Genomic DNA, 12,638 nt, shown 5'->3' with positions numbered 1-12,638 from the left:
GATCTTTAGCGGTAAGCGCCAGAAGCACTGTGAAAACGGGACAGGAACTGCTGCGCGCGCACCGTTTTCGGCGCACCGAAAAACGCGGCGGGCGTCCCGCTTTCCACGATGTCTCCGGCGTCCATGAACACCACCCGACTGGCGACCTGCCGGGCGAACTCCATCTCGTGGGTGACGATCACCATGGTCGCGCCTTCGCTCGCCAGGCTGCGGATCACTTCCAGTACCTCGCCGACCAGCATCGGATCGAGCGCGCTGGTGGGCTCGTCAAACAGCAGAATGTCAGGTTTCATCGCCAGCGCTCGGGCAATGCCCACGCGTTGTTTCTGACCGCCAGAGAGCTTGGATGGAAACATGTCGGCCTTTTCTGCCAGACCGACGCGGGCCAGCAGGGCCAGGGCCTCTTGCCGCACGGTCTCACGGGCGCGCTTCTGCACGAAAACGGGAGCCTCCATGACGTTCTGCAGCACGGTCAGGTGGGGCCACAAGGCGAAATGCTGGAAGACCATGCCGATGCGTGCGCGCATCTGAGCCAGGTCAGCGTCGTTCATCTTCATGCCGCCCTTGTGCACGCCCATCCGCTGGCCTTTGAGGAACACGTTTCCGGCGTTGGGCTGCTCCAGCCAGTTGATGCATCGCAATAAGGTGGATTTTCCGCAACCGGATGGGCCGAGCAGGCAGACCACGTCACCGCTCATGACGTCCAGGGAAACGTCCTTGAGCACGTGGTGGTCGCCAAACCATTTGGAGATCCCCATCAACTGCAGGACCTTGGTCTGCGAGACCACATCGGTGGGGGAATCTTGAAAGGCGTTCACGTTCGACGCTCCTCGGCATAGCGGGTCAGAAGGCTGGTAAGGATTTCGATGCACAGACAGAGCACCCAATACAGCAGCACTGCCGATAGAAACGCCGCGAAAGGGATGAAGTAAGTCGACTGGATCGCATTCATCACACTGGTCAATTCGGTGACGGCAATGATCGACAGGAAGGCGCTGTCCTTGACGATTTGAATCAGTTGATTGCCCAGGCTGGGAATGGCGCGCATCAACATGGGCGGCAGGATGATCCGCCGGACCAGGTTGAAACCCTGGAAACCGAACGCCCGAGCCGATTCGATGGAATCCGCGGGCAAATCCTGCCAGGCGCCTTTGAGCAGCACCGCCATGTAAGCCGAGTTGTAGAGCACCAGTGCGAGGACGCCACTGCTCCAATTCGACAAGCGGATGCCCATGGACGGCAAGGCGAAATAGATCACATAGACGAACAGCAAGAACGGTACACAGCGCATGGCGTCGCAAAACCCATGAGCCGTCCGCGCGATTCCCGGACGACTGCTCATCAACATCGGGGTCAGCAAGATGCCGAACAGCAAAGACGTCACGGCAGCGACGCTGACGAGCAGCAACGTGTTCAAAAAGCCGCCCCAGATATCCGGCCATTGCCCCCAGATCGTCAGGAAGTCGTTGATCATGCTGTCACCCCGCTGGGCAAATCACGGCGTTCCAGCCGACGTTGCAGGCGAATCATCAGGTAGACGATCACGCCATAGATGACCAGTGCGAACACGAAGGGCGGCAGCGGGTCGTAGGTGCGCGCGCCGACGCGTTGCGCGGCGCGGGTGATCTCCACCATGCCGATGACCGCCACCGCCGGGCTGGACTTCAATAACATGGTCATCTCGTTGACCAGGCCTGGCAGGCTCGACCGCCACACCTGGGGCAGCACGATCCGCCGCAGGCGCAGGCCCCGCCGCATGCCAAAAGCCAATGCCGCGTCGTACTCTTGTTTGGGAAAGCTAATCAACGCGCCGCGCCACACCTCACAGTTGAACGCGGCGGTGGACAGGGTCAGCGCCAGAATCCCTGCCGCCGCCGGGGCCAGCGATATCCCGAACTGCGGCAGGGCGAAGAAGATCAGCAGAATCAGTGTCACCGCCGGGCACGAGCGCATGATGCTCACATACAGAAACACGGCCTGGCGGGCCACAGGCACCCTGCCCCAGCGCAGCAGCGCCAGGCCAAGGCCCATTGGCACGCCGACGACGATGCTGACGAGAGAAACGCCTATCGTCGACAGAGCACCCACCAGGATGCTCCAGTAGTCGAATGCCGTCATAACGCAGGCTCAGTTCACGTTCGTCGGCATGTCTTCATGGCTTTCACCGAGCCATTTCTTTTGCAGCCGATACATCTCGCCGCTCTTGCGCAAGTCCAGCAACGCCGCGTCCACCATCTGCAGCACACCGGTGTTGCCCTTGGCGACGGCCCAGGCGAGATAGGTCGGTTCGCCGATTGGCTGGCCCATCACGAACATGTCACCGCGTTCCTTGACGAGTGAGAGCAAGGACAGATCCGTATTGGCAACCGCGTCCAGGCGGTCGTTCGCCAAATCCTGGTAAGCCTCTGGGTAACCGTGGTACTCGACGATCTCCTTCAACCCTTTGCCCTTGGCCTTGAGCTGGGTGTCGAAGTCTTTGAGGTCGGTCAGCATGGCGCTGCCCGTTTCGGCACCGACTGTCTTGCCTGCAAGGTCTTCGGGCTTGAGGATCGAACTGCCCTTCTTGGTCGCGAAATACGTCGTGCTCTGCGCGGTCGGCGAGGTGAAATCAAACGTCGCTTTGCGTGCCTTGGTCACCAGCACCGCCGACAGCGCCATGTCGTACTTACCCGTGGTGACGCCTGGCAGGATGCCGGCCCAGGGCAGGATCTGCTGACGAATCTTGAGGCCGATTTTTTTCTCCACCAGTGCCAGCAACTCATTGTCGTACCCGGTGGCCTTACCTTCGTCCATGAACTCAAAAGGGCGATAGTCGTCTTCCGTGGCCACCAGCAGATAGCCACGGCTTTTGACCTCATCGATCGTCGCCGCGTGGCTCATGGCCATATTCGATAAAGCAGCGGTCATCGCGACAGCCAGCGCCACCAGCGACTTTCTTACGCGGATCGAAACCTTCACATTTTGCAGTAGAACAGTCATGGAAAATCCTTACTGAGTCCGTGGAGAACCGACCATTCAAGTCGCGTGGTCGTAAAGCGCAGAGCGCGCCAACAGGGACAAAGCAAGTGGCATGCCACCTATTCGAGCATCAGGCCTGGTGGGGGCTGGGCGTCTGAAACTGGCGAGCAAACGTCACGACAACGCGGCGCGGGTCGAAAAAGCGCACCAAAACAACCCAAGGGAAAGGTGGTATGCCTCTTAATTGGACGGTTAACAAATGAGATCGGATCCCGTTGGACGGCCTGGTTTCGACTGCAATCGGTCTGCGCCCACGACTCAATAAAAACTAAACCATTGATTTTCATCGCATAAAAGAAGACTACCCGACCCGTCAAAACGGTCGTGGAGAATTTAGGCCAGCAATTAATGTGGCATACCCCCTTTGTGAGTATCGGGTCACGTTTCGCCAAATCATTGTTTTTCCTGGCATTGAGCCCGCATGCGTCAACCGACGCCGTTCTGGCACATCACGTGCACTCTCTTGAAGGACACACTCCCCGCCCATCAAGACAGAGTGACCTATGAGCAAACACCTGACCCCCTTGCAAATCGAGCACTTCAATCAGCAGGGTTACGCCTTCCCCTTTCGCGCCCTGAGTGCCGAGGACGCCGCCCTTTACCGGTCGCGCATCGAGGCTTATGAAACGCATGTGGGGGCAGACGCCAACCTCTCACTCAAGATCAAGGCGCACCTCGCCTCCCCCGCCTTTGTCGAGTTGGCGCGCAACCCGCGCATCCTGGACGCGGTGGAAGATGTGATCGGGCCTGACATCCTGTTGTTCGGGGCGTCCGTTTTCGCCAAAAACGCCCATGACCCACGCTACGTGTCGTGGCATCAAGACTCGACGTATTTCGGGCTGTCGCCCCATGAGGAAGTGACCGTGTGGGTCGGCTTCACCGACGCCACACCTGAGAATGGTTGCCTGCGTGTCCTGCCGGGCTCCCATCGCGAACCGGACTACCTGCATCAGGAAACCTTCGCCAAGGACAACATGCTGGCCAAGGGGCAATCGCTCATCGGTGTCGACGACAGCCGAGGCGTGGAAATGCCGCTGTCGGCAGGCGAATTTTCCATTCACCACGAACGAACCGCACACAGTTCACGGGCCAACACCACCGACGATCGTCGGATCGGTTTCGCCTTCTTCTACATTCCCACCCACGTGTCATCCACCATCGGCCGTCGGCGAGCAACACTGGTCCGCGGCGAAGATCGCTATGGCCACTGGGACGCAGAAGCACTCCCTGGCTGTGATTACGACCCGGCCTCGATGGCGCAACTGCACCAAGCCTGGGGGCAGTATCGCGACGGTGAAGTGAAGGGCGGCTGAAGTCCTTGCCCGGTCGCCCACCTGCGATGCTGGGCGCTGCTGACCGGGCCGGATGCCGGCTCCCTCGTCCTAGACGTCGGAGACCAGCGGGATCACCCCCGTCAACAGCGCAACCAGCAACAGCACCAGGCAACTGACCACCGACCACTTCATGGTGAAGCGCTGGTTCTCGGCATAGTCGAGCTTGAGCATGCTCACCACCAGATAAGTGGAGGCCACCAGCGGGCTGAGGATGTGCACCGGCTGCCCGATCAACGAGGCTCGCGCCATTTCCACCGCGGTGATGCCATGATGCTGCGCGGTCTGGGCCAGGATCGGGAGGATGCCGAAATAGAACACGTCGTTGGAAACCAGCCAGGTGACGGGGATGCTCAGCAACGCCGTTATTACGGCCATGTACGGGCCCATGGATGAAGGAACAATCTTCACAAGGCCATCAGCGACGGCGTTCGCCATCCCGGTTCCGCCGAGAATACCCGTGAAGACCCCCGCTGCGAAAATCAGCCCGGCGACGGCGAGTATCGGAGGCGCATGCAGGGCCAACTGATCCTGCTGGGCTTTGAGGGTGGGAAAGTTGACGATGAGCGCCAGGCACGCGGCGATCATGAAGAGGTACGACAGGGGCAGCACCTCCAGGCAGAGGGCCAGCAGCAGCAGCGCGGTCAGCGTCCAGTTGAAGATCAGCCGCCAGCGGCTTTGGCAACGCAGCTGTGCGCGCTCGGGGAAATCACCGTTGAGGTCGATACCACCGCCCAGGCGGGTGCGTTCGCGGCGGCCGAACCACCAGGCCAGGCCGAAGGTGTACACCACGCTGGCGAGTAACGCGGGCAACAGGGGAACGAACATTTCCGCCATGTCCACGTGCATGGCGGTGGCCGCGCGGGCCGTGGGCCCGCCCCAGGGCATCATGTTGCCCAGCCCTGCCACCTGCAGCAACAGGCAGCACACCATCGGGCGCGACAGGCCTAGCCGATGGTAGATCGGCAGAAACGCCGAGAGCACGATCATGTAAATGGTTGCGCCGTCGCCATCCAGCGCCACGACGAAGGCAAGCGCCACGGTCCCGATGAAAATTCTCACCGGATCGCCGCGCACCGCGCCCACGATACGCGCCACGAGCGGGTCGAACATCCCGGCTTCGGTCATGCACAGGAAATACAGCATGGCGAAGATCATCAGCACACCATTGGGTGCGACCATCTTCAGACCGTCGATCACATACTTGCCCATCTCGGCGTGGAAACCGCCGATCAATGCAAACAGCGACGGAATCAGGATCAGCGCGGTCAGCGCAGACAACCGTTTGCTCATCAGTGTGTAGATGAAGCACGCCAGCATCACGCAACTTAGCGTAATCAACATATGAGGAACCTTTTCTTATAGTTGTTAGGTGTACCGCGCCGAGGCCGACCGACGGGGCTGTATCAGACGGGAAGCCCCTTGGCCCGTAACAGGGCGTCAAAGCGCTCAGGGTCGGCCGTACCCTCTTCGTTGCTTTTGCGGATGGCCGCCTCACGCTTCAGATGCGCCTGGGTCAGGGGCAAGAGCGCGGCGGCGTCGTCGGCCCGGATCGCGATGACGCCGTCCGCGTCCCCCAGCATCAGGTCCCCGGGAAGCACGGCGAGCCCTGCACAGGCGACCGGCACATTGATTTCACCGGGGCCCTCTTTGCTTGGTCCTCGGTGGGTGTGACCTGCAGCGAAAATCGGAACGATCCCTTCGGCCAGTTCTTCCAGGTCTCGCACGGCGCCATCGATCACCATGCCGCCCAGGCCCACCCGCAGTGCGGTCGTGCGCACGAGGCCGCCAATCACCGCCTGGCTGAGGTCACCTCCCCCGTCGATCACCAACACGTCGCCGGGTTTCACCATCATCAGGGCTTTGTGAATCATCAGGTTGTCGCCGGGGCGCACGCGCACCGTGAACGCTGGTCCGCACAGTTTCAGCGAAGGATCGCCATGGTACGCGCGCAGCCCTCGCGCACCGACGCAGCGGCCCATGCAATCGCCGGCCACGGCGACGGGTATGTCTCGAAATGCGGTCACCAGGTCCTCGGCGGGGCCTTCCACACGCGGGTTGATGCGATAGCCAGCAGGCCATTGGGAATGGGTCATGAAAACCTCGGGAGTCAGGACAGAACGGAAGGGTTCACGCAGGCGCTGGCCGCGGGCGGATTGCCGGCCAGAAACCCGAGAACATTGCGCACGGCCCCCTCGGCCATTGCCGCCAGGGCTGCGGGCGTCGAGCCGCCGACGTGAGGGGTGAGTACGACATTCTTCAGCGTCAGCAATGGATTGCCGGGCATCAGCGGCTCCTGTGCAGTGGTGTCGAGCCCCGCCGCGTAGAGGGCGCCGCTGCGCAGTGCGGCGATCAATGCCGCCTCATCGACCACTTCGCCACGCGCGGTGTTGATCAGAATGGCGTCAGGAGGGAGTGCCGCCAATTCAGCGGTACCGATCAGGCCGCGGGTTTGCGGCGTCAGGGGAATGTGCAGGGACAAGACGTGGCTACGGTCGAGCAACTCCGCCAGGCTACCGGCGCGTTGCGCACCGTCGAGCTCGGCGTCCTGTGGCAAGAACGGGTCATAGACCCAGGCCGACATGCCCAACGCCTGGCACGCGCGCCAGAGCCTGCGCGCCACCTGGCCGAAGCCCACCAGCCCAAGGGTGCGCCCACTCAACTCGATGCCATCTTGCGCGCGGGACCAACGACCGTCGCGCAGTTGTGCATCCATCCAGGCGATTCGTCGGGCTGCGGCGAGCAGCAGCCCCAGCGCCATTTCTGCGACGGATTGGGCGTTGGCACCTGGGGTGACATAAACCGGGATGCCCCGGGCGGTTGCTGCATCCACGGCGATGTTGCTCACGCCAACGCCATGCTTGCTGATGACTTTGAGTCGCGGCGCGCCTTGAATGGCAGCCGCGCTCAGCGTCAGCGTGCGTGAAATGACGGCATCGACTGGCTCATCGACCAGGACCTTCTCGATGGTTGCGCCGTCGGCCGATTCGGGCAGGTAGATGACGCGGTGTCCGCCCGCCTCCAGCAACTGGCGACCGGCAGGCGCGAGAGTCGGGGCGGTGACGAGAATCGTATAGGGCATGTGCTGTTCCAGCCTTTTTTGTTCTTGGATGGCTGAGAGTATTGCGGCCCCTATCGTTCACTTCCATTATCGTTTTTTCAGTTAGTCTTTCCTTCGAGGAAACTATTGATTCACCTCGACCATCAGCGCCATGAAGCGTCGGGTGGCGGGAGACAGGTAGGCGTTGCGGCGGTGCAAAATCCCGAAGCGCCTGCGCAAAGTCAGCGCCGCGCCCTGCACCTGGACTTCCACCAAACCGTACGCCCGACCAAACGGGGCCAGGTTGCGGCGCGAGATGAAGCTCAGCAGCCGGGTTTCGGCGATCAGCTGCGGGGCCGCCGCAATCGCGTTGGTGACGATCGCGACAGCCGGTGCCGGGTGACCGTGCTGGATGAACGTTGCATCGAGCCATTGCCGGGTCGCCACCGTCGGCGGGGACAGCAGCCAGCGATGGTCAGTGAAATCGGACAGCGACACCGTCTGACTGGCCAGTGGATGCGCCTGATGCGCAACCACCACCACTTCATCGCCACTGACCTCGTGCTCGAGCAGTTCCTCATCGTCCGCACCGCCCAGCGGGCCGACGACGATATCCAGTTGCCCTTTGCGCAATTGCTCGCGCAGCACGTCGTTCATGCCGATCTGCAATTCGACGACAACGTTTGGCGCCTCGCATTGCAGGGCGCTGCAGGCCGCGGGTAACAGGTAATCGGCACTCGTCGCGGCAGCCCCTACCCGAATACTGCCGCTCAAACCCTGCCCCAGCGCCGCGGTTTGCCGTTGCGCCTGATGGATCAGGTGCTCGACCTCAAGCGCGTGGGCCAGCACCAACTCGCCCGCTTCGCTGAGCCGGATGCTCCGTCCCACACGCTGGAACAACTGCGCGGCGTACTGCTGTTCAAGGCGGTCGATGCATTTGGACAAGGCGGAAGGTGAAATATGGAGCGCCTCGGCGGCGCGGCCGAGATGCCCGAGCTGGGCCACTTTGATGAAATACGTAAGGTCCCGCATGCGCTCCCACTCGGTCAGGCAGAGGGGACAGTATAGGGACTGAGCATCGCGCTGGCACGTCAGGCCTCAACCGCTGGACTTCTTGCTCAATGCAACAGAGATGCGCCCGTTAATCGAAACGAGATTCCATAGAGTGATCTCGATTAAACGTAAAGCCACTCATTTGAATAGATAATCACGACTTCAGCGATAACAGTTGACGCATACTGGCCGTCCTGCACAGCCTAATGGAAACGCCATTTCAAAAATAACAATCGTGGAGTTTGCCCGTGTCGCTATTCGACTATTTCCGTTATGCCCCTCGCCCCCGCGCACAATTTGCCGTCGCTGCACTGAGCGCCGCGCTGGCTATCACCTGCATGTCGCGGGCTCAAGCACAAACCGAGCAGGCTGAAGTGACGGTCGCGGTCCAGTATGGCTATGCCTACCTGCCGGTCACCGTCGCCGACAAGCTTGGGTATTTCACCGAAGCCGCGACTGAGCGCGGCCAACCGGAAACCCGATTCGTCATCAAGCGTATCAGTGGCGCCGCGTCCATCAACGACGCCTTGATCAGCAACAGCGTCGACATCGGCGGCTACGGCCTGTATGGCACGCTCACTGCCTGGCAGAAAACTCAGGGCAAGATCGACATCAAGGCGCTGTGCGCGCTGGTCGCCGGAGACAACGGGTTGTACGTCAACGACCCGTCTATCAAAAGCCTGGCGGACTTCAAGCCCGGCGACAAGATCGCCGTCACGGCGCCCAACAGTCAGCAGGCCGCTCTCTTGCAGATGGCCGCCGAACAGGCCTTCGGCCAGGGCAAAGCCCACCAGATGGACAGCCTGATGGTGGCCCTTCCCCATCCCGACGCGATGGCCAGCTTGCTCAATAAAGCAGGCATCAAGGGCTACATCGGGCCGAACCCCTACAGCTACCTGCTCGACCACGACGAACGGGTCAGCAAGCTCTTCGATTTTTCCAAGCAGCTCAACATGCGCATGACCAGCGGCGTGCTGGCCACCACCGGCAAATTCGTCAAGCAAAACCCCCAATTGACCGAAGCGGTGGTCGCGGCAATCGCCAAAGCGGATGACTTCATTCGCGACAATCCTCAGCGGGCCGCGGAGCTGTTTCTGGCCAGCGAACCCTCGAAGCTGACCCCAGAGCAAACCCAGGACATGCTCGCGAAGGTGCGTAACGAATGGGGCATTCAACCCTCGGGCGTCATGAACCTGGCTGCGTTCATGGTGCGCACAGGTGCATTGAAGGAGGCCCCGACCGATTGGCGTCAGGTGTTCTTCGATCCCGTGGCCAAAGGGGAAGGCAATTGATATGGGCGCGCTTCCTTTGAACACCCCAACCGTGTCGCTTGAAAGCCAGGCGCTGCTTACCGTGGCAGGCGTCACCCTGCAATACAAGACACGCGACGAACTCATCACGGCCACCCATGCCGTGTCGTTTGACGTGAAAGAGAACGATCGCTTCATTCTCCTGGGCCCGTCGGGCTGCGGAAAATCCAGCTTGCTGAAGAGTGTCGCGGGCTTTTTGCCCCCTGCGGCCGGGACGATCCGGCTCCACGGCAAGACCATTCAAAAGCCTGGGCCGGATCGCATGATGGTGTTTCAGGAGTTCGATCAACTCATGCCCTGGAAGACGGTCCTGGGCAACATCATGTTTCCCATGTTGATGACCAAACGCTTTCCCGCTCAGGAAATCCCCGAGCGCGCTCTTCGTGTCGCGAGCAAAGTGGGGCTGGAACGCTTCAAGGACGCCTACCCTCACCAACTGTCGGGCGGCATGAAGCAGCGGGTGGCCATCGCTCGGGCCCTGGCCATGGAGCCGGCCATTCTCCTCATGGATGAGCCGTTCGCCGCGCTGGATGCACTGACCCGGCGTCGGATGCAGGAGGAACTGTTGGAGCTCTGGGCGCAGACGCCCTTCACCCTGATGTTCGTGACCCACTCCATCGAGGAGGCCATTCTGCTGGGGTCTCGCATTCTCGTGCTGACTCCGCATCCGGGCCAGGTGCGGGCCGAACTCGATGCCGTCGAACACGACTTTTCAACCCAGGGCAGCGAGGGCTTCGCCAGCCTGCACCGGCGTATCAACCACATGCTGTTCGGCGACCAGGATACCGCTCATGAATAAGCCAACGCTGCAACCTCGCCCTGATGTCGAATACACCCCCTCCCCAGTCGGGAAGATCGGGGATATCGCCCGGGAGCTCAGCCCTCTCGAGCGCTGGATGGGTCATGCCGGCGTGCGCCGTACGCTGGTGCTGATCGTCCTGGCAGTGCTGTGGGAAGCCTACGCCCGCTACCTGGGAAACGACTTGATGTTCCCCACCTTTAGCGCGACCGTCACCGCACTTTGGGGTGATCTGGCGAATGGGGTCCTGCAGATGGCGGTGGTGAGCTCCATGAAGGTGCTGCTGATGAGTTACGGCCTGGCGGTAGCGATTGCGGCGGTGTTGACGACGCTGGCAGTCTCCACGCGCATCGGCACAGACATCCTGTCCACCTTGACGGCCATGTTCAACCCACTGCCCGCGATCGCCATCCTTCCCTTGGCGATGCTCTGGTTCGGGTTGGGGGTGCAGAGCCTGATATTGGTCATCGTTCATTCGGTGCTCTGGGCGGTATCGCTCAATGCCTACTCGGGTTTCCGATCCGTAAGCCAGACCCAACTGATGGCGGGGCGAAACTACGGCCTCACTGGCGTGCGACTGGTGTTAAGGATTCTCATACCCGCCGCTGTGCCCTCGATCCTTGCCGGTTTGAAAATAGGCTGGGCCTTTGCGTGGCGAACACTGATCGCCGCGGAACTGGTTTTTGGGGTGTCGGGCAATTCCGGCGGGCTTGGCTGGTACATCTTCCAAAACCGCAATGCGCTGGAAACCCCCAACGTTTTCGCCGGGCTGTTGACGGTGATCATCATCGGTCTGGTCGTCGAAGGTGTGGTGTTCCGCAGCATCGAAGTGCTCACCATTCGTCGCTGGGGGATGCAGAATTCATGACCCACACGCCCGCTTCACCCCATGCGCCGGTGCGCCCTGACTGGCTGGCGGCGGTCAAAGAACGCCCGTTGGACCCCCAGCGGGTGATCGTCGACCCTCATCATCACCTGTGGGACCGCCCAGGTCAGCGTTACCTCGGCGAGGAACTGCTGGAGGATGTCGAAGCTGGCCACCAGGTGGTCGCCACCGTGTACGTGCAATGCAGGTCGATGTACGACCTGCAACGCCCCGAAGCGTTGCAGCCGGTCGGTGAGGTGCGTTTCGCTACGGAGGTTGCCAAACGATCGCCGCGCGGGATTCAACTTTGCGCAGGGATCGTGGGGGGCGCCAACCTGCGGCTGGGGCATGCGGTGGCACCGGTCCTTGACGAGATGATCGAGGTCAGCGAGGGGCGCCTGTGTGGCATACGCAACGCCACGGCCTGGCACGCCGACCCGACCCTGATCTCCAACCCTATGCCGCCGCCCGGCGGTATTCTGCTCGATCCGTCATTCAGCCAAGGCGTCTCGAGACTGACGGAGCGCAATCTGACACTGGATATCTGGGCCTATCACACTCAGCTCGCGGAGGTCATCCAGCTGGCCCAACAGCACCCGGATCAGCAGATCATCCTCGACCACGCGGGCGGCCCACTGGGCGCGGGCCCCTACAGAGGGAAGCAGGTCGACGTCATGCAGGCTTGGGACGCATCGCTGCGCACACTCGCCGAATGTCCGAACGTGCAGATCAAACTCGGCGGCCTGGGCATGCGCGTCAACGGCTTCGACCTCGATCAACGCGCCTCCCCTCCCGATTCGTGCACCGTTGCCGAGTTATGGGGGCCTTACCTGCTGCGTTGCATCGAGATTTTCGGCGTGGAACGCTGCATGTTCGAAAGCAATTTTCCCGTCGACAAGGGCATGGTCAGCTACGGCGTGCTCTGGAACGCCTTCAAGCGGATCACGGCGCATTTCAGCGAAGACGAAAAGAACGCCCTGTTCAGCCGGAACGGGGCCAGGACCTACAAACTGGATGAGACGTGGTTGGGACGATAAAGATCAGGAGGTTTGTTCAAACCTGCTGAGGCCACTGCTCGACCTTTCGATCTCGGCAACGAGCTTCGCCATTCGGATTTCGCGATCGGTTTGAAACATGGTGATAGCCAAAGCAAGCGATGAGCTTGCCTTGGCCAGGGGAGCAATCCAGGGGCGTCAATCCCCGCTGCGGGTGAGCGCCGTTA

General features: G+C 61.3%; 13 protein-coding genes. 5 read left to right on the top strand and 8 right to left on the bottom strand.

Going from position 1 to position 12,638, the window contains the following annotated elements; all coding sequences use genetic code 11:
- Positions 1-5 precede the first annotated feature (5 nt).
- From DBP26_RS04870 to DBP26_RS04855, 4 genes are read right to left on the bottom strand one after another with little or no spacing between them, the layout of a single operon-like run.
- A complete protein-coding gene (locus DBP26_RS04870; protein ID WP_279890485.1) occupies positions 6-818 on the bottom strand; it encodes an amino acid ABC transporter ATP-binding protein in 813 nt (270 codons plus the stop codon).
- Positions 815-1,474: an amino acid ABC transporter permease gene (locus DBP26_RS04865; RefSeq protein WP_108236691.1), complete on the bottom strand. Its 660-nt coding sequence runs from the start codon at positions 1,472-1,474 to the stop codon at positions 815-817. The genes DBP26_RS04870 and DBP26_RS04865 overlap by 4 nt, the downstream gene beginning before the upstream one ends.
- Positions 1,471-2,118, bottom strand: coding sequence for an amino acid ABC transporter permease (locus DBP26_RS04860; RefSeq protein WP_108236692.1), 648 nt, complete (start codon positions 2,116-2,118; stop codon positions 1,471-1,473). Before DBP26_RS04860 ends, DBP26_RS04865 begins: the two co-directional genes overlap by 4 nt.
- Before the next feature lie 9 nt (positions 2,119-2,127).
- Positions 2,128-2,979: a transporter substrate-binding domain-containing protein gene (locus DBP26_RS04855; protein ID WP_108236693.1), complete on the bottom strand. Its 852-nt coding sequence runs from the start codon at positions 2,977-2,979 to the stop codon at positions 2,128-2,130.
- Positions 2,980-3,521: 542 nt separating this feature from the next.
- Between DBP26_RS04855 and DBP26_RS04850 the strand changes: the two genes are divergently transcribed.
- Positions 3,522-4,331, top strand: a complete 810-nt coding sequence (locus DBP26_RS04850; protein WP_108236694.1) for a phytanoyl-CoA dioxygenase family protein — start codon at positions 3,522-3,524, stop codon at positions 4,329-4,331.
- A 69-nt stretch (positions 4,332-4,400) separates the two neighbouring features.
- Here DBP26_RS04850 and DBP26_RS04845 read toward each other — a convergent pair whose 3' ends face one another.
- From DBP26_RS04845 to DBP26_RS04830, 4 genes are all read right to left on the bottom strand, one after another.
- The gene (locus DBP26_RS04845) at positions 4,401-5,693 is read right to left on the bottom strand and encodes a citrate:proton symporter (protein ID WP_108236695.1); all 1,293 of its coding nucleotides are present in this window, start codon (positions 5,691-5,693) and stop codon (positions 4,401-4,403) included.
- Between the two features lie 62 nt (positions 5,694-5,755).
- Complete coding sequence (locus DBP26_RS04840) at positions 5,756-6,445, bottom strand: RraA family protein (protein ID WP_108236696.1); 690 nt, start codon at positions 6,443-6,445, stop codon at positions 5,756-5,758.
- A 14-nt stretch (positions 6,446-6,459) separates the two neighbouring features.
- Positions 6,460-7,431: a hydroxyacid dehydrogenase gene (locus DBP26_RS04835; RefSeq protein WP_108236697.1), complete on the bottom strand. Its 972-nt coding sequence runs from the start codon at positions 7,429-7,431 to the stop codon at positions 6,460-6,462.
- A 102-nt stretch (positions 7,432-7,533) separates the two neighbouring features.
- Positions 7,534-8,421, bottom strand: a complete 888-nt coding sequence (locus DBP26_RS04830) for a LysR family transcriptional regulator (protein ID WP_108236698.1) — start codon at positions 8,419-8,421, stop codon at positions 7,534-7,536.
- Positions 8,422-8,690: 269 nt separating this feature from the next.
- On the opposite strand from DBP26_RS04830, the gene DBP26_RS04825 reads away from it, so the two are divergent.
- The 4 genes from DBP26_RS04825 to DBP26_RS04810 are packed head-to-tail and all read left to right on the top strand — an operon-like array spanning position 8,691 to position 12,453.
- On the top strand, positions 8,691-9,734 hold the full coding sequence (locus DBP26_RS04825) for an ABC transporter substrate-binding protein (protein ID WP_108236699.1): 1,044 nt from the start codon (positions 8,691-8,693) through the stop codon (positions 9,732-9,734).
- Position 9,735: 1 nt separating this feature from the next.
- Positions 9,736-10,551: an ABC transporter ATP-binding protein gene (locus DBP26_RS04820; protein WP_108236700.1), complete on the top strand. Its 816-nt coding sequence runs from the start codon at positions 9,736-9,738 to the stop codon at positions 10,549-10,551.
- Complete coding sequence (locus DBP26_RS04815) at positions 10,544-11,419, top strand: ABC transporter permease (RefSeq protein WP_108236701.1); 876 nt, start codon at positions 10,544-10,546, stop codon at positions 11,417-11,419. Before DBP26_RS04820 ends, DBP26_RS04815 begins: the two co-directional genes overlap by 8 nt.
- A complete protein-coding gene (locus DBP26_RS04810) occupies positions 11,416-12,453 on the top strand; it encodes an amidohydrolase family protein (protein ID WP_108236702.1) in 1,038 nt (345 codons plus the stop codon). Before DBP26_RS04815 ends, DBP26_RS04810 begins: the two co-directional genes overlap by 4 nt.
- The last annotated feature ends 185 nt before the right edge of the window (positions 12,454-12,638 follow it).

Source organism: Pseudomonas sp. RIT409 (genome assembly GCF_003052515.2).
Taxonomy (GTDB): domain Bacteria; phylum Pseudomonadota; class Gammaproteobacteria; order Pseudomonadales; family Pseudomonadaceae; genus Aquipseudomonas.
This window is presented reverse-complemented; position numbering and strand designations above follow the sequence as displayed.